Origin of the sequence: Mycobacterium sp. SMC-4, from assembly GCF_025263265.1 — a bacterium.
Taxonomy (GTDB): Bacteria; Actinomycetota; Actinomycetes; order Mycobacteriales; family Mycobacteriaceae; genus Mycobacterium.
This window is the reverse complement of record NZ_CP079869.1, coordinates 2,079,569-2,096,205: the sequence shown is the minus strand read 5'-3', so window position 1 is coordinate 2,096,205 and position 16,637 is coordinate 2,079,569. Positions and strand designations below refer to the sequence as shown.

The 16,637-nt window shown below is 67.6% G+C and carries 15 protein-coding genes; 4 read left to right on the top strand and 11 right to left on the bottom strand.

Going from position 1 to position 16,637, the window contains the following annotated elements; all coding sequences use genetic code 11:
• Positions 1-35: 35 nt before the first annotated feature.
• The 7 genes from KXD98_RS10110 to mqo are packed head-to-tail and all read right to left on the bottom strand — an operon-like array spanning position 36 to position 8,798.
• A complete protein-coding gene (locus KXD98_RS10110; RefSeq protein WP_260763929.1) occupies positions 36-1,667 on the bottom strand; it encodes an MFS transporter in 1,632 nt (543 codons plus the stop codon).
• Between the two features lie 33 nt (positions 1,668-1,700).
• The gene (gene cobA / locus KXD98_RS10105; protein ID WP_260765104.1) at positions 1,701-2,909 is read right to left on the bottom strand and encodes a uroporphyrinogen-III C-methyltransferase; all 1,209 of its coding nucleotides are present in this window, start codon (positions 2,907-2,909) and stop codon (positions 1,701-1,703) included.
• Between the two features lie 8 nt (positions 2,910-2,917).
• Positions 2,918-4,288: a cobyrinate a,c-diamide synthase gene (locus KXD98_RS10100; RefSeq protein ID WP_260763926.1), complete on the bottom strand. Its 1,371-nt coding sequence runs from the start codon at positions 4,286-4,288 to the stop codon at positions 2,918-2,920.
• On the bottom strand, positions 4,285-4,899 hold the full coding sequence (cobO, locus tag KXD98_RS10095) for a cob(I)yrinic acid a,c-diamide adenosyltransferase (RefSeq protein WP_260763924.1): 615 nt from the start codon (positions 4,897-4,899) through the stop codon (positions 4,285-4,287). The genes KXD98_RS10100 and cobO overlap by 4 nt, the downstream gene beginning before the upstream one ends.
• A 13-nt stretch (positions 4,900-4,912) precedes the next feature.
• On the bottom strand, positions 4,913-6,793 hold the full coding sequence (locus KXD98_RS10090; RefSeq protein WP_260763922.1) for a magnesium chelatase subunit D family protein: 1,881 nt from the start codon (positions 6,791-6,793) through the stop codon (positions 4,913-4,915).
• On the bottom strand, positions 6,790-7,236 hold the full coding sequence (locus tag KXD98_RS10085; RefSeq protein ID WP_260763920.1) for a GNAT family N-acetyltransferase: 447 nt from the start codon (positions 7,234-7,236) through the stop codon (positions 6,790-6,792). Before KXD98_RS10085 ends, KXD98_RS10090 begins: the two co-directional genes overlap by 4 nt.
• 14 nt (positions 7,237-7,250) lie before the next feature.
• Complete coding sequence (gene mqo / locus KXD98_RS10080) at positions 7,251-8,798, bottom strand: malate dehydrogenase (quinone) (RefSeq protein ID WP_260763917.1); 1,548 nt, start codon at positions 8,796-8,798, stop codon at positions 7,251-7,253.
• A gap of 113 nt (positions 8,799-8,911) precedes the next feature.
• Here mqo and KXD98_RS10075 point away from each other — a divergent pair, with 113 nt between their 5' ends.
• Positions 8,912-9,943, top strand: a complete 1,032-nt coding sequence (locus KXD98_RS10075; RefSeq protein WP_260765103.1) for an alpha/beta hydrolase — start codon at positions 8,912-8,914, stop codon at positions 9,941-9,943.
• Positions 9,936-11,348 carry a mycothione reductase gene (gene mtr / locus KXD98_RS10070; RefSeq protein ID WP_260763914.1) on the top strand — a complete coding sequence of 471 codons (1,413 nt, stop codon included), beginning with the start codon at positions 9,936-9,938 and terminating at the stop codon, positions 11,346-11,348. Before KXD98_RS10075 ends, mtr begins: the two co-directional genes overlap by 8 nt.
• A 43-nt stretch (positions 11,349-11,391) precedes the next feature.
• Here the strand turns inward: mtr and KXD98_RS10065 are convergent, their stop codons facing one another.
• The gene (locus tag KXD98_RS10065) at positions 11,392-11,976 is read right to left on the bottom strand and encodes a sigma-70 family RNA polymerase sigma factor (RefSeq protein WP_260765102.1); all 585 of its coding nucleotides are present in this window, start codon (positions 11,974-11,976) and stop codon (positions 11,392-11,394) included.
• A 318-nt stretch (positions 11,977-12,294) separates the two neighbouring features.
• Here KXD98_RS10065 and KXD98_RS10060 point away from each other — a divergent pair, with 318 nt between their 5' ends.
• Positions 12,295-13,092, top strand: coding sequence for a response regulator transcription factor (locus tag KXD98_RS10060; RefSeq protein ID WP_313901289.1), 798 nt, complete (start codon positions 12,295-12,297; stop codon positions 13,090-13,092).
• Positions 13,089-14,600 carry a HAMP domain-containing sensor histidine kinase gene (locus KXD98_RS10055; RefSeq protein WP_260763908.1) on the top strand — a complete coding sequence of 504 codons (1,512 nt, stop codon included), beginning with the start codon at positions 13,089-13,091 and terminating at the stop codon, positions 14,598-14,600. Before KXD98_RS10060 ends, KXD98_RS10055 begins: the two co-directional genes overlap by 4 nt.
• 138 nt (positions 14,601-14,738) lie before the next feature.
• On the opposite strand, the gene KXD98_RS10050 is transcribed toward KXD98_RS10055, so the two are convergent.
• Genes KXD98_RS10050 through KXD98_RS10040 form a run of 3 tightly spaced genes read right to left on the bottom strand, consistent with a single transcriptional unit; the run spans position 14,739 to position 16,619 of the window.
• Positions 14,739-15,062: a helix-turn-helix transcriptional regulator gene (locus KXD98_RS10050; protein WP_260763905.1), complete on the bottom strand. Its 324-nt coding sequence runs from the start codon at positions 15,060-15,062 to the stop codon at positions 14,739-14,741.
• 55 nt (positions 15,063-15,117) lie between these two features.
• A complete protein-coding gene (locus KXD98_RS10045) occupies positions 15,118-15,840 on the bottom strand; it encodes a FadR/GntR family transcriptional regulator (protein WP_260763903.1) in 723 nt (240 codons plus the stop codon).
• A 5-nt stretch (positions 15,841-15,845) separates the two neighbouring features.
• A complete protein-coding gene (locus KXD98_RS10040) occupies positions 15,846-16,619 on the bottom strand; it encodes a 3-oxoacyl-ACP reductase (protein WP_260763901.1) in 774 nt (257 codons plus the stop codon).
• Positions 16,620-16,637: the final 18 nt, after the last annotated feature.

Below are 16,637 nucleotides of genomic sequence, written 5' to 3'. Positions count from 1 at the left end.
TGAGCGTCACTTTTCGCGCCGAAATCGCGGGGAAGCTAGAGCTCTCCGGCGTCGATCGCGTCCTTGACTTCCTGCGCGTGCGCCACCTGCTCAGCGGTGTACTTGATGAACAACGCCGCGCCGCCGACGACGACCGCGACCGCCGCCACCCACAACAGCCCATAGGTATAGCCCTGGTCGAGCGCATGCAACTGCGCCGGATTCATGTCCTTGACCGGGCCGGTGGTGCCGCCCAGGTACAGCGTCCGCGAGGTGATGACCGCCTGGATGATGGCCAGCACGACCGGACCACCCAGGTTCTGCAGCATCAGCGCGATAGCCGACACCGGGCCGATCTGGTCGAACCCGACTCCGGCGATGGCCGAGATCATCAGCGGCACCACGATCATGCCGATCCCGAGCCCGCCGACGGTGATGGGTATCACGAGGTTCGGGAAGTACGGGATGCCGGCGTCGAGCGTGGAGCCGTAGAGCATCGCCGCCAGCACCAGAACGCCACCGCCGATGACCAGCACACGCGGCGGGAACTTCGACACCAGTGCCGAGGACAGCCCCAGACCGATGCCCAGCGCGACGACGAACGGGATGAAACCGACCCCCGCCCGCAAGGCGCTGTATCCCATGATGTCCTGCACGTAGAGACCGATGAGCACGGTCAGCGTGAACATCACCCCGCCGGCCAGGAAGATCGCCGCGAACGTGGCGACCCGATTGCGGTCGCGGAACAACTCGAACGGCACGACCGGGTTCTCGGCGGTGCGCTCGACCCACAGGAATGCGATCAGACAGCCCACTGCGGCGACCCCCGACCCGACCGTGATCGGTGAGGACCAACCGGCCTCGGGTCCCATCGAGAACGCGAACACCGCCGCGGTACAACCCATGGTGGCCAGCAGCGCTCCGGCCGCGTCGAGCTTGAGGCGCTCGCGGGTGGTTTCCCGCAGGGTCTTGCGCGCCAGGTAGATCATCAGCAGACCGATCGGGACGTTCACCAGGAACGCCAAGCGCCAGGAGACCTCGGTCAACGCGCCGCCGACCACCAGGCCCATCACCGAGCCGACACCGGTCATCGCGGCAAACACCGCGGTCGCGGTGTTTCGCGCGGGGCCCTTGGGGAAGGTGGTGGCGATCAGCGCCAACGCTGTCGGAGACGCGATCGCCGCGCCGACACCCTGCAGCAGCCGGGCGGTGACCAGGGTGGCCTCATCCCAGGCGATGCCACACAGCACCGAGGCGATGGTGAACAGGGTGACGCCGACGATGAATGTCCGCTTGCGGCCGATGGTGTCGCCGAGCCGGCCGCCGAGCAGCATCAGACCGCCGAACGTCAGTACGTAGGCGGTGATCACCCAGCTGCGACCGGCGTCGGACAGGTTGAGTTCGTCCTGGATCCGCGGCAGCGCGACGATGGCGATGGTGCTGTCCATCGTGGCCAGTAGCTGCATGCCGCCGATCGCGATCACCGCGGCGATGAAGCGCCGTGACGGCAGCCATCCCGGTGTTCTACCTACCCGCGCTCCGTCGCCTCCGCGGCCACCGGCCGTCTCACCCGAACCCGAGATCCGTGCGGGCAGGGCTCGGCCCGAGGCCTCGTCCGGACCTCGCTTGTCCCTGCTTTCAGCATCACGGTGGATGGCGGCACGCTCCGCATCGTTGAGAGCCGTCATAACGGGCTACCCTACAGTAATATTAAGAATCCTCTAAGCGCCGAAGCCTGCCACCGTTCCTATCACGATGATCGCCGGCGGCCGAATGCCCTCCGACCGGATGCTCTCCGGCGCCTCGGCCAGCGTCGCCCGCAATGTGCGTTGGGCGCTCGTGGTGCCGTGTTGGACCACAAGGACCGGCGTATCCGCTGGTCTACCCCCTTCCAGCAGAGCCCTGACGAAGAGTTCGATGCGCTCCACGGCCATCAGCAACACGATCGTGCCGCTCATCGCGGCCAGCGCATCCCAATTCACTAACGATTCGGGGTGGTCGGGTGCCAGGTGGCCGCTGACCACGACGAATTCGTGGGTCAGGCCGCGGTGGGTGACCGGCACCCCGGCCAGAGCGGGCACCGCTATGGCGCTGGTCACACCAGGAACCACCGTGACCGGAATCCCGGCCTCGGCGCACGCGATGACCTCTTCGTACCCGCGCGCGAAGACGAACGGATCGCCGCCTTTGAGCCGGACGACGAACTTGCCCTGCCGGGCCCGCTCGACGAGCACGTTGTTGATCGCCTCCTGCGCCATGGCCCGCCCATACGGAATCTTGGCCGCGTCGATGACCTCGATATCCGGCGAGAGTTCGGCGAGCAGTTCCTGGGGGGCCAGTCGGTCGGCGACGACGACGTCGGCATGGGCGAGCAGGCGCCGACCGCGCACCGTCATCAGCTCCGGGTCGCCCGGGCCGCCACCGACCAGTGCCACACCGCCCTTGACGACCCCCGGCACATCACCGTCGTTCTCCGAGATCAAGCCCTGGTGCAGGGCTTCCCGGATCGCGGTGCGGATCGCCGCCGAGCGGCGGTGTTCGCCACCGGCAAGCACACCCACCGACAACCCCTCGTGGTCGAACGTCGCGGGCGTGACCGCGGTGCCTTCGACTGCCACGTCGGCGCGCACGCAGAACACGTGTCTGCTCTCGGCTTCGGCCACGATCGCGGCGTTGACGCCCGGGTCATCGGTGGCGGCAATCACATACCAGGCACCTTCGAGGTCGCCCTCCCGAAACTCCCGCAATGTCAGGGTGATTCCGTCGATGGCTTCGACCACCGGAGTGGCGGCCTTGGTGATGACATGCACGTCGGCACCACTGGCTACCAGCAGCGGCAACCGCCGCTGCGCCACCGTGCCGCCGCCGACGACCACGACCTTCTTGCCGGCCAGCCGCAGGCCCACCAGATAGGCGTCATCGGTACCCATGGAGCGTGTCACCCGGCGAGCTTAGAGGTTGCGGCCGCACCCACGAAGCCGGCGACGGCGTGCGGTTGGGCGGCCGGATGGGTGTGCAGGTAGGCCGCGTGCACCCGGTCCTGGACGACACCGTCGTCGGCGACCCGGCCGCCCTGTCCGCGCAGCCGCCAGGCCGGCTGTACAGCCTGCGCGAAGTCGACGGTGGTGCGATGGAACTCGTGTCCCACCACCCGCTCACCGGCGGTGTGCAGCGGCGAATCGACCACCGCGACTGCATCGCGGTAGCCCAGCGTCAGCCTGTCGGTGAACCTCGCCGACCCGCCGATCACCCCGCACATCGGCACGCCGTCGAGATCGTCGACCAGATAGGTCAGTCCGGCGCACTCGGCGTGGATCGGTGCGCCGCGCGCGGCCAGCACGGCGATCTGCGCGCGTACGGCCTCGTTGGCCGAGAGCTCGGCGCCGAACTCCTCGGGGAACCCACCGGGCAAAACCAGAGCGTCGGCGTCGGCGGGCAGCGGCTCGCGCAGCGGATCGAACGCGGCCACCTCAGATCCGGCGGCGCGCAGCATCTCCACGTGCTCGGCGTAACCGAAGCTGAAGGCCCGCCCGGCTGCCAGCGCCACGGTCACCGGTGCACTGACGGGTTCACCCACCGCCGGCGTCCAGGGTGAATCGGCGACGTGGCTGCGCGCCGCAGCGACCAATGCGGGCAGATCGACGTGGCGGGCGACCAGCCCGGCCATCGCCTCGACCGCGGATTCGGCGTGCGCACCGTGCTCGATCGCGGTGACCAGACCCAGATGGCGCGAGGGCACAGCGAGCTCGTCGGCCCGCGGGATGGCGCCCAGCACGGGGACCCCCGCCTGCTCACAGGCCTGCCGCAACACCGCATCGTGACGCGGGGAGCCGACTCGATTGAGGATCACCCCGGCGATGCGCACGGCGGGGTCGAAGGTGGCGAACCCATGCAGCAGCGCCGCGACGCTGTGGCTCTGCCCGCGCGCGTCCACCACCAGCACCACCGGCGCGCCCAGCAGCGCGGCGACATGTGCGGTGGAACCACGGGCGGCGCCGGGTGTCGCGACCTCGCTGATCCGTCCGTCGAACAAGCCCATGACGCCCTCCACGACGGCGATGTCAGCATCGTCGCTGCCGTGCCGGTAGAGCGGGCCGATCAGCTGCTCGCCGACCAGCACCGGATCGAGATTGCGACCGGGACGTTCGGCCGCCAGCGCGTGGTAACCGGGGTCGATGAAGTCCGGGCCCACCTTGAATGGCGCCACCCGGTGACCGGCGCGCCGCAACGCGCTCATCACACCGGTCGCGACGGTGGTCTTCCCGCTCCCGGAGGCCGGCGCGGCGATCACCACCGCCGGCGTACTCACCACTCGATTCCTCGTTGACCCTTGCGCCCCACATCCATCGGATGCTTGACCTTCGTCATCTCGGTGACCAGGTCCGCAGCGTCGAGCAAGGCCTGTGGAGCGTCGCGGCCGGTGATCACCACGTGTTGGGTACCGGGGCGCGCCGTCAGCGTCGTGATCACCTCGTCGACATCGACCCATCCCCACTTGAGCGGATAGGTGAACTCGTCGAGCACATAGAAGGTGTGCTGCTGCTCGGCGAGCCGGCGGGCGATCTCGGCCCAGCCCTCGGCGGCCGCGGCGGCGTGGTCGGCTGCGCTGCCGGCTTTCCGCGACCATGACCACCCCGCGCCCATCTTGTGCCACTCCACCGGCCCACCCACCCCGCGCTCGTCGTGCACGCGACCGAGTTCACGAAGCGCGGTCTCTTCGCCCACCTTCCATTTGGCACTCTTGACGAACTGGAACACCGCGATGTCGAATCCCTGGTTCCAGGCCCGCAGCGCCATACCGAACGCCGCAGTGGACTTTCCCTTGCCCGGGCCGGTGTGCACGGCCAGCAGGGGCGCATTGCGCCGCGCCCTGGTGGTCAGGCCGTCCTGGGGGACGGTCAATGGTTGGCCCTGAGGCATCAGGTCACCTTTCTCACGCCGCGCCGAGGTCGGCCCGACCCCGCACCAGCGCGGTGAGAGCGTCAGCGCGGAGTTGGTCGAGCCGCACCGCGGGCGCGCGCAGTACTCGCGCCAGCTCCGAGGCCAAACCCAGTCGGACGAATGAAGTTTCGCAATCGACCACCACAGCAGCAGCACCCTCGGCCACCAGTCGGGCTGCCGCCAGACGGGTGCGGCCCAGCGGATCCGGGCCGCCAGTGGCCCGACCGTCGGTCAGCACCACGACCAGGCTGCGGCGTGCCCGGTCGCGGGCCCGTTCGCGCACCACCATGTCGCGCGCCGCGAGCAGCCCGTGGGCCAGCGGGGTCCGGCCGCCGGTGTCAAAGCGCGCCAATCGACGGCTGGCGATGTAGACCGAGTTGGTCGGAGGCAACAGCACCTGAGCATCCTGCTGCCGGAAACTGATGACCGCGACCTTGTCGCGGCGCTGGTAGGCGTCCCGCAACAGCGACATGGTGGCGCCGCTGACCGCCGACATCCGGTCGCGTGCGGCCATCGACCCCGACGCGTCGACGACGAAGATCACCAGGTTGCCTTCGCGGCCTTCGCGGACCGCCCGACGCACATCGTCGGGCGCCAGCCGCAACGGACCCGATCCGGTGTGGCGCGCGGCGCCCGACAGCACGGTGCCGAACAGATGCACGCCGTATCCGTCGGCCGGCTCGGTGGCGGCCGCAACCACGGTGCCGGTGCGGTTGCGGGCCCGTGAACGCCGACCCGGGGCGCCCTCGCCGACGCCGGGCACGACAAGCGCCCGGGTGCGAAACGTCTCTGTCGGTGGTGCGCTCGGCCGGGTGGATCCCGCGCCCTGTCCGGTCGAACCGCTCGACGGTTGGTCGGCGGACCCGCCGCCACCGCCGGGCGGCTCGGGCTCAGGGTCGGAGTCGGGGCTGGGAGGTTCTTCCTGCGCCGACTCCCCCGCCTGCTGCATCGCGTCGTCGAGTCGATCCTGATCCAGACCGGGATCGTCGAACGGATCGCGACGACGACGGTGCGGCAGCGCATACTCGGCGGCCACCCGGATGTCGTCTTCGGTGACCTCCCGGGCGCCGCGCCACGCTGCGTGCGCCACCGCCGTGCGGGCGACAACCAGATCGGCACGCATGCCGTCGACGTCGAAAGCAGCACATAGCGCCGCGATGCGTCGCAGCTCCCCGTCGGGTAACACGACCTCGGGAACCAGCACCCGGGCGTGTGCCACCCGCGCGGCCAGCTCGCCATCGGCATCGGCGTAGCGCGCGGCGAACCCGTCGGGGTCTGCTTCATAGGCCAGTCGCTGCCGGATGACCTCGGCTCGCACATCGACTTCACGCGAGGCCGTCACGTCGACGGTCAGGCCGAAGCGGTCCAGCAGCTGCGGGCGCAACTCCCCCTCTTCCGGGTTCATCGTGCCGATCAGCACAAACCTGGCGTCATGGCTGTGTGACACCCCATCACGTTCGATGTGGACCCGGCCCATCGCGGCGGCATCGAGCAACACGTCGACCAGATGGTCGTGCAGTAGGTTCACCTCGTCGACGTAGAGCACGCCGCGGTGTGCACGCGCCAGCAGTCCCGGCGAAAAGGCGTGTTCGCCGTCGGCCAGTACCTTCTGCAGGTCCAGCGAGCCCACCACGCGGTCCTCGGTGGCGCCGATGGGCAGTTCCACCAGCTGCCCGCCGTCGCCGCCCGAAGCGGCGCTCAGAACATGGGCCAGCGCCCGTACCGCAGTGGATTTCGCGGTGCCCTTCTCGCCTCGGATCAGCACTCCACCGATGTCGGGCCGCACCGCGCACAGCAGCAGCGCGAGCCGCAGACGGTCGTGGCCGACCAACGCGCTGAACGGATAAAGCGCCTGCGGCGCAGTGGCGGTCACGGCTTCACCATGGGCACGTGGGGTATCCCGTCGTCGAGGAATTCGTCGCCATCGCGCACGAACCCATGTCTGTAATACATCTCGGTCAGGTAGGTCTGTGCGTTGATGCGGCAGGGATGGTCTCCGACCTCGGCCAACGCTGCCTGCAGCAGACGGGCGGCGTGGCCGCGTCCGCGGTCACCCCGCCGGGTGCACACCCTGCCGATGCGGAAGGCCTTGAGGCCGCCGGGATGTTCTTCCATCAGTCGCAGGGTGGACACCACTGTCGCGTCGGGGTTTTCGAGCCAGAAGTGGCGCGTCTCGGCCAGCAGGTCACGACCGTCGAGTTCGGGGTACGGCGTGGCCTGCTCGACCACGAACACCTCGACGCGCAGTTTGAGCAGTTCGTAGAGCGTCGCGGCGTCGAGGTCCTTGGCCCAGCTGCGGCGCAGCGCGACGGTCACGGCAGGTTCCGGTGTCAAGCGGTCGCCGCGGTCGAAGAATGTTCGGTCCCGGCGTCGGTGGCCAGATCGGGAACACCGCTGGCCGGCCTGTCGAGTTTGAGCACCTTGGTGCCGTGCGCCCACACTTCCTCGAAAAGACCTGGCTCGTCCGACAACTGAGTCCCCAGCGATGGAATCATCGCCTTGAGCGTGGGGGTCCAGCCCTGGTAGCGGTCCGGGAAGCAGCGCTGCATCACGTCGAGCATCGCCGGTACCGCTGTCGATGCGCCCGGCGAGGCGCCGAGCAGACCGGCCATGCTGCCATCGGCGGCGGCCAGCACAGTGGTGCCGAACTCCAACACCCCGCCCTTGCCCTTGGCCTTGCGGATCACCTGCACCCGCTGCCCGGCGATGTCGAGCTCCCAGTCGGAATCCTTGGCCGTGGGCGCGAATTCGCGCAGCGAGTCCACGCGTGCAGATTCGCTGAGCAACAGCTGACCGATCAGATACCGCAGCAGACCCATCTCGGTCAGACCGACGCCCAGCATCGAGACCAAGTTGTCGGGTTTGACCGAGAACGGCAGATCGGTGACCTTGCCCTGCTTGAGGAACTTCGGCGACCAGCCGGCGAACGGCCCGAACAACAGGTAGGACTGGCGGTTGATCACCCGGGTGTCGAGGTGGGGTACCGACATCGGTGGCGCGCCCAGCGGTGGCAGACCGTACACCTTGGCCTGGTGCGCGGCGGTGAGCTCGGGATTGCCGCTGCGCAACCATTGGCCGCCGACCGGGAATCCGCCGAAGCCCTTTGCTTCCTTGATGCCCGCCTTCTGCAACAGCGGCAGCGCGCCACCGCCGGCTCCGACGAAGACGAACCGGGCGTTGATGGTGCGCTTGCGTCCGTTGCGCCGGTTGACGACCTTGACCGTCCAGCTGCCATCGGAGTTCTGGCTCAGGTTTCGCACGTCGTTACCGAACAGCGTCGTCATGCCCTTCTTGGCGCAGTAGCCGATGAGCTGACGTGACAGCGACCCGAAGTCGACGTCGGTGCCGTCCTGGGTCCAGTTCAGGCCCACCGGCTCGGTGAAGTCGCGGCCGGCCGCCATCAGTGGCAACCGCCGTGCGAACTCGTCGGGACTGTCGATGAACTCCATCGAGCCGAACAGCGGATTGGTCACCAGTGCGTCGTAGCGGCGCCGCAGATAGCGCACGTTGTCCTCACCGGCGACGAAACTGACGTGCGGGATGGGGTTGAGGAAGCTGCGGACGTCGGGTATCACACCGTTCTCCACGGCGTAGGCCCAGAACTGACGTGACACCTGGAACTGCTCGTTGACGCTGACCGCCTTGGCGATGTCGATCGAGCCGTCCGGTCGGGCCGGGGTGTAGTTCAACTCGCACAGCGCCGAGTGGCCGGTGCCGGCGTTGTTCCAGGCGTCGCTGCTCTCGGCCGCCGCACCGTCGAGGCGTTCGACCAACGTGATCGACCAGTTGGGTTCGACCAACCGCAACAACGCGCCGAGGGTCGCGCTCATGATGCCCGCCCCTACCAGCAGGACGTCTGTCTTCTCTGCTTCCGACACCTGTTCGTGGTCCTTCGTGGTCGCGGTCCGTTGGTCACGGCTTACCGGTGTTCAGATTATCCCGGCACGCCGGTGGCCAACCTTCCGACCACCCTCGCACTAGTGTGGCTGACGTGTCTGGTTGGGAGCCCGACGTGCTGCCGGGATACTGGCAGCGCACCTTTGCCCTCGGCCCTGACCCCGATGGGGAGGGCGAGCTGGTAGCCACCCTGGTGCGCCGCGGGGAACCGGATCCCTCGGCCCGTCACGCCGTGCTGATGGTCCACGGCTACACCGACTATTTCTTCCACACCGAGTTGGCCGACCATTTCGCCAAGCGCGATTTCGCGTGTTACGCGCTGGACCTCCACAAGTGCGGACGCTCGCACCGGCACGGGCAGACCCCGCACTTCACCACCGATCTGGCGCGTTATGACGTCGAGCTCGAGTTGGCCCTCCAGACCATCGCGGCGGTGGCGCCCGCCGAGGTCCTGGTGTGCGGGCACTCGGCCGGCGGTTTGGTGGTCGCGTTGTGGCTGGATCGGCTACGCCGTGCCCGGCGCACCACCGCACTCGGGGTCTCCGGACTGGTCCTGAACAGCCCGTTTCTGGACCTGCACGGACCCGCCGTGCTGCGTTCTGCGCCGACGTCGGCGGCTCTGCGGGCTATGGGCCGGCTCCGTTCACGCACGGTGGTGCGCCGGTCCGGGCAGGGCGGCTACGGGACCTCGCTGCATCGCCGGTACTCCGGTGAGTTCGACTACAACCTGGAGTGGAAGCCGATCGGCGGCTTCCCGGTGACGTTCGGCTGGCTGCACGCGATCCGGCGCGGTCACGCCCAGCTGCACCGCGGCCTGGATGTCGGAGTGCCCAACTTGATCCTGCGCTCGGACCGCAGCGTTCGCGAGGTCGACGATGCGCAGTTGATCCAGCGAGGCGACGCGGTGCTCGACGTCAGCCAGATAGCCCGCCGCGCCGGCTGCATCGGCAACCGCAGCACCGTCGTGCCGATCACCGACGCCAAGCACGACGTGTTCCTGTCACTGGCCGAGCCACGCGCGGCCGCCTATGCCGAGCTGGATCGCTGGCTGGACTGGTATCTGACCCATCACCTCGGCGACGCGCCCGGGGCCGCAGCATCGGAGAGAAGGCGCGAGCATGGCTGATTTCGATATCGCGATCATCGGAACTGGTTCAGGCAACAGCATTCTCGATGACCGGTACCTCGACAAGCGGGTCGCGATCTGCGAAAAGGGGGTGTTCGGCGGGACCTGCCTGAACGTGGGGTGCCTGCCGACCAAGATGTTCGTCTACGCCGCGGGCGTGGCCACCCAGATCGCCGATTCGGCACGGTTCGGCGTCGACGGTGTGCTCACCGGCGTACGCTGGCCCGACATCGTCTCCCGGGTGTTCGGCCGGATCGATCCGCTGGCCTCCGGCGGTGAGCACTACCGCAGGTCCTCGCCCAATGTCGAGGTATTCGCCAGCCACACCAAATTTGCCGGCAGCAGCGGTGATTCGCACCATCGGCTCCGCACCGACGAAGGCGATGAGTTCACCGCCGAGCAGGTGGTCATCGCCGCGGGTGCGCGGGCAGTGGTGCCGCCGGCGATCCTCGACTGCGGCGTCGCCTACCACACCAGCGACACCATCATGCGCATCTCGGAGCTTCCTGAGCACATCATCATCGTCGGGGGTGGATTCGTGGCGGCCGAGTTTGCCCACGTGTTCTCCTCGCTGGGCGCCCGAGTCACGATCGTGCTGCGCGGTACCACGATGCTCAGCCACACCGACGACACCATCTGCGAGCGGTTCACCGACATCGCGGGCAAGAAGTGGGAGATTCGCAGCCGCCGCAACATCGTCGGCGGCAGCTCCGATCAGTCCGGAGTGACGCTCAACCTCGACGACGGGTCCACCCTGCGCGGCGACGTGCTCTTGGTGGCCACCGGCCGGGTGCCCAACGGCGACCAACTCGACGTCCACCACGCCGGTGTGGTTGTCGAGGACGGCCGGGTTGTCGTCGACGAGTTCCAACGCACCACCGCGCGCAACGTCTACGCGCTGGGTGACGTGAGTTCGCCGTACCAGCTCAAGCACGTCGCCAATCACGAAGCCCGGGTGGTCAAACACAACCTGCTCCAGGACTGGGGCGACACCGACGCGCTGATGCCGGCCAACCACCGGTACGTGCCCTCGGCGGTGTTCACCGAGCCTCAGATCGCCTCGGTCGGGCTGACCGAAAACCAGGCGCGCGCAGCCGGTTACCGCATCCGCTCCAAGGTTCAGGACTACAGCGATGTGGGGTACGGCTGGGCGATGGAGGACACTCACGGGTTCGCCAAGGTGATCGTCGACGACGATACGGGCCTGCTCCTGGGCGCCCACATCATGGGCCATCAGGCGTCGTCGATCATCCAGCCGGTCATCCAGGCGATGGCGTTCGACCTGCCGGCCCGAGAAATGGCCCGCGGGCAGTACTGGATACACCCCGCACTGCCCGAAGTGATCGAGAATGCCCTGCTGGAGCTGTGCGGTGAGCCGCCCTGGCCGCCGGCACGGCGGCATTAGGCCGGAGCCGCCGGCACGGCGGCATTAGGGTATTCGGCGGCGATCATGCCACCCGGTCTGCGCGCAGATAACCGCGCTTGGCCGCGACATCGACCAGGAGTTCGCGCAATGCGCGACGACCCCGATGCAGGCGTGACATCACGGTGCCGAGTGGGATGTCGAGAATCAGGGCGATCTCCCGGTAGCGCAGACCCTCTACGTCGGCGTAGAACACCACCAGCCGTTGGTCCTCACGAAGTCGACCGAGGGCAGCTCGAACCTCCTCATCGCCGAGCGCTTCGAGCGCGGCGATCTCGGCGGACGGCAATCCGGTGGATGAGTGACGGGCCTGACCGGCCAGCTGGGTGTCTGTGATGACCTCGGAGAGAACTTCTTTCGGCCGGCACTGCGCTTTGCGATAGGAGGTGATCCAGGTGGTGGTCATGATCCTCAGCAGCCAGGCACGGACATTGGTGCCGTCTTCGAATCGGTGGAATCCGCGATATGCCTTGATGATCGTCTCCTGCACCAGATCCTCGGCGTCGGCGACACTGTTGGTGTAGCGGCGTGCGGCGCGATAAAGCTGGTCGAGGAGCGGCAGCACGTCGCGCTCGAATCGTTGCGGGACACTGTCTTGCGGTGGCGCCATCACTGAACCCTTCACATCGATTCCTTGACTGTGGCTTCCACGCTATGGACGCTGGCCCGCACACCGACGATTCGCATAGCATTTACACACGAATCGCCGTGCGAGGGGGCAAGGGTCGAACGCGGCGACCTGCTCTCGACGCTGTCGGTGTCGACGATGGCAGTTACGGCGGACATGTCTTCAACCTATGGATGTCGACACTTTCCCGACACAGTGTTTTCCGGACGATCCCGCGGGGGTTAACCCCGTCGACGATTCGCCCAGCAATCGCACACACATTCGCCGTTTACATATGAGAACTCTATGAAGGCGGGTGCCATGCGGGCTCTGGGCAGCGACAATGATCCGGTGACGTCTGCGCCAGTCGAACAACATGGCCCCCGTCGCGCCATTCTGGGCAAGTTGCCCCGGATGTATCGCGCGGATGGATCCCCGATACGCGTGCTGCTGGTCGACGATGAGCGTGCGCTGACCAACCTGGTGCGGTTGGCGCTGCAGTACGAGGGGTGGGAGATCGACGTCGCTCACGACGCCGCGGAGGCCGTCGCCAAATACCGCGCCAATACACCTGACCTGCTTGTTCTGGACATCATGCTGCCCGACATGGACGGACTGGGGGTATTGGCGACCCTGCGCGGGTCCGACACCTACACCCCCACCCTGTTTCTGACCGCGCGCGACTCCATCGCCGACCGCGTGACCGGCCTGACCGCCGGCGGCGACGATTACATGACCAAACCGTTCTCGTTGGAAGAACTCGTCGCGAGGCTGCGCGGACTGCTGCGCCGCTCGGCGTACCTCACCCCAGCCGACGATGAGTCTTTGGCGGTCGGGGATCTCACGCTCGACGCCGCCAGCCGCGAGGTCACCCGCGCCGGCGAACCGGTCTCGTTGACCTCCACGGAGTTCGAGCTGCTCCGGCTGATGATGCGTCATCAGCGAAAAGCGCTGAGCCGTCAAGAGATCCTCAAGCGGGTGTGGGACTACGACTTCGGTGGCCGAACCAGCATCGTCGACCTCTACGTGTCCTACCTCCGGAAGAAGATCGACGCGGGCCGCGACCCGATGATCCACACCGTGCGCGGCGTCGGATACATGCTGCGGCCCGGCCCATGACACGCGCCTGGAAAAACTGGACCCTGCTGCGACAACTCGTTGTCGGAGTATCCGTCCTTGTGATGATCGCGCTCGTATCCGTCGGAACCACGACCGTGATGACCCTGCGCTCAGCGGTGGTGGGCATCATCGACAGCCAACTGTCGGCTGCAACAGACGCCGGCGTCAGCTCGGTGGCCAAATACCGCAGCACCCCACTACCCGACGGACGAATGCCTGCGCCGGGCTCGATGAAACCACTGACAGCTCTCATTGGGCAGGCACCCGGCAACGTCGTCGCGCTCATCCAAGACGGGCGAGTGGTGGATTCGGCATACTTCGGCGACGGTGAGGCGCAAACGGCGCCGCCCGCAGCTGTCGAGAAGATCGCCGCCATGTCGTGGATGGATCCGCAGCCGCAGACCGTCGAGATCCCCGAGCTGGGCTGGTACCGCATGGCCGGCCGCCCCAACGGCGGTGGCGAGGTCCTGGTGACCGGGGTGTCGCGGGCCGCGGCATGGGATGCGATGATCCGCGAGACCGCGATCGTCGTGGGTATCACCGCGCTGGCACTGGCACTCACCGCTCTGTGCACCGTGGGCATCGTCCGGTTCGCGCTGCGCCCGCTGCGCCGCGTCGCCGCAACGGCCGCGGAGGTGACCGGCCTGCCCCTCGACCGGGACAACCACGCGATCACGCCACGCGTCCCGGAAGGTGACACCGATCCCAGCACCGAGGTTGGGCTGGTCGGTGACACCCTCAACCAACTGCTCGACCATGTGGAAAGGGCTCTCGCCGACGTCGCTGCGTCCGACCGACGGATGCGGCAGTTCATCACCGACGCCAGCCATGAGCTACGGACCCCCTTGGCCGCCATTCACGGATATGCCGAGCTGACTCGTCAGGACAGCTCGGTCCTGCCCGAGACCACGGAGTACTCGCTGGCCCGGATCGAAGCCGAAGCGCAGCGGATGCACACGTTGGTGGCGGACCTGCTGTTGCTGGCCCGCCTGGACGAGGGGCAGGACCGGCACCACAGCGAGGTCGATCTTGGCGACCTCGTCGTCGACGCGGTCAACGACGCAGCCGTATGCGCGCCCGGGCACCGCTGGCAGACGTCGATTTCCTCCGACGACATGCTGGTGCGCGGTGATCGCTCCCAGCTGCATCAGATGTTGACCAACCTGTTGTCCAACGCCCGAGTACACACCCCCCCGGGCACCACGGTGACGACCACGGTGGTGACCTCCGCGGCGGCCCGCGGCATCGGATACGCCGAGGTGACGGTGCTCGACGACGGTCCGGGCATTGACACTGGTCTGCTGCCGCACCTTTTCGAGCGCTTCGTGCGTGCCGACAAGTCGCGGTCACGTCAGAACGGAAGCTTCGGCCTGGGTCTGTCGATCGTGGCGTCGATCGTCGCCACGCACGGCGGCACGATCGACGTGACCTCGCGGCCGGGAGCGACGTCGTTTCGCATCCGGTTGCCCACCGTGGCGGTCAGTGTCGCGCAACCGGTGCCGACCTGATCGCAGGCGAACCTGTCGACACCGGATATCTGTCTGACTGTTCAGATATTCATATCCGTGTTAGTCTGGCCCGGCGAGGTTGGCCGTGAGCGGCGTCGATGCAGCACATCAGCCGCCATGGCCAACCCGTGAGAACCCTCAGTGGTGGTGCCGAGCCCCGATCCAATGCAGCAGGTCATGAACCGTCTCGTCCTCGAGTCGGTAGGTCACCGACCGGCCCGCGCGGGTGTTGTTGACCCAGCCCTGCTGGCGCAGCACCCGCAGCGCTTGCGAGACCGCGTTCTCCGATCGGCCCAGCGCCGCGGCCAGGTCGCTGACACAGATGTCCGGAGCGCGGTGCAGACACAGCAGAATTTCCAGCCGGTGCGGGTCGGACACCAGGTCGAAGCGCTGCGCCCAGCCTGATGTGTCGACCTCGGCCAGCGCCGACGCCGCCTGTTCGACAAGCTGCGCATCCTCCATGTGAGTCAATTTAGCCCGCGGCCGGCGCCCGTCGCCGCGTCGTCCCCGGATGCGGTCAGTCCAAGAACCCGTGCAGCAGGGCTGAGGTGCCGCGCAGATGCGCGGTCATCGTCTGGGCAGCAGTATCGGCATCACCGGCCAGGATCGCCGTCACAATCGCGTCGTGTTGTTCGTCGGAGTGCACGATGTTTCGCCTGAGCAGCGGGATGGCGTCCAGCAGTTGGTTCAGCCGCATCCGGTTCTGGGCGACCAACGGCACCAGTGAGGGCACCCCGGCTGCCTCAGCCACCGCCAGATGCAGGCGGGAGTCCAGCCGGCGGTAGTCCTCTGGCGGCGCGTCACGCACATCGGCCAGCCGGGCCCGCAATGCCCGGCGCTCGTCGGTGCCCAGCCTGCGTTTCGCCGCCATCCGGGCCGCGCCGACCTCGAGAATCTCGCGCAATCGCACGATGTCATCGATCTCTGCCGCGCCCAGGCGCACATCGCCGCCGCGCGCCGCGGGCAACTCCTCGGACAGAAAGGTTCCCCCGTAGCGGCCGCGACGCGACACCAGGTAACCGGCCTCCGACAGCGACTTGATCGCCTCGCGAACCGTGTCACGGCTGACACCCAGGCTTGCAGCCAGTTCCCGTTCCGGAGGCAGCGACTCACCAGGGGCCAGCACACCCAACCGGATCGTCTGCAGCAACCGCTCGACGGTGTCCTCGAACGCGTTGACCGGGCGGTCCGGACGCAGCAACGCCGCGCTGACGTCGGTTAATTCCGGTGAACCCGCCATGACGACTACAGCGGCGTGACGTAGGCGCCGCTGATACCGCCGTCGACCAGAAAGGATGCCGCCGTGATGAACGACGCGTCGTCGCTGGCCAGAAACGCGACCGCGGCCGCCAGTTCCTCGGGCTCGGCGAACCGCCCGACCGGTACGTGCACCAGTCGGCGCGCCGCGCGTTCGGGCTCCTTGGCGAACAACTCCTGCAGCAGCGGGGTGTTGACCGGTCCCGGACACAGCGCGTTGACCCGGATCCCCTGCCGCGCATACTGCACGCCCAGCTCCCGCGACATCGCCAGCACGCCGCCCTTGGACGCGGTGTAGGAGATCTGCGACGTCGCCGACCCCATCACCGCGACGAACGATGCCGTGTTGATGATCGACCCCTTCTGCTGCGGCACCATGTGTCGCAACGCCGCCTTGCAGCACAGGAAAACCGACTTGAGGTTGATGTCCTGCACCCGCTGCCACGCCTCGATGCCGGTGTTCTCGATGAGGTCGTCCTCGGGCGGGGAGATGCCGGCATTGTTGAACGCGATGTCAACCGAACCGTGCGCCTCGGCGGCGGTGTCGAACAACGCATCCACGGCCACCTGGTCGGAGACATCCACCTGGACGAATGTGCCGTTCAGATCGTCGGCGACACTTTTGCCGGTGGCCGGGTCGATGTCCCCGATGACGATCGATGCGCCTTCGGCGCGCATCCGCCGGGCACTGGCCAGCCCGATCCCGCTGGCGCCGCCGGTGATGACGGCGACCTTGCCGGCAAGGCGTTGGGTGAGATCCATCGGTACTCCTCTTCTCGG

Excerpts from the sequence above, each read along its gene's own strand:
- KXD98_RS10110 (WP_260763929.1), bottom strand. The coding sequence starts at position 1,667 with ATGACGGCTCTCAACGATGCGGAGCGTGCCGCCATCCACCGTGATGCT.
- cobA (WP_260765104.1), bottom strand. The coding sequence starts at position 2,909 with ATGGGTACCGATGACGCCTATCTGGTGGGCCTGCGGCTGGCCGGCAAG.
- cobO (WP_260763924.1), bottom strand. The coding sequence starts at position 4,899 with ATGCCTCAGGGCCAACCATTGACCGTCCCCCAGGACGGCCTGACCACC.
- mtr (WP_260763914.1), top strand. The coding sequence starts at position 9,936 with ATGGCTGATTTCGATATCGCGATCATCGGAACTGGTTCAGGCAACAGC.
- KXD98_RS10065 (WP_260765102.1), bottom strand. The coding sequence starts at position 11,976 with ATGGCGCCACCGCAAGACAGTGTCCCGCAACGATTCGAGCGCGACGTG.
- KXD98_RS10060 (WP_313901289.1), top strand. The coding sequence starts at position 12,295 with ATGCGGGCTCTGGGCAGCGACAATGATCCGGTGACGTCTGCGCCAGTC.
- KXD98_RS10055 (WP_260763908.1), top strand. The coding sequence starts at position 13,089 with ATGACACGCGCCTGGAAAAACTGGACCCTGCTGCGACAACTCGTTGTC.
- KXD98_RS10050 (WP_260763905.1), bottom strand. The coding sequence starts at position 15,062 with ATGGAGGATGCGCAGCTTGTCGAACAGGCGGCGTCGGCGCTGGCCGAG.
- KXD98_RS10045 (WP_260763903.1), bottom strand. The coding sequence starts at position 15,840 with ATGGCGGGTTCACCGGAATTAACCGACGTCAGCGCGGCGTTGCTGCGT.
- KXD98_RS10040 (WP_260763901.1), bottom strand. The coding sequence starts at position 16,619 with ATGGATCTCACCCAACGCCTTGCCGGCAAGGTCGCCGTCATCACCGGC.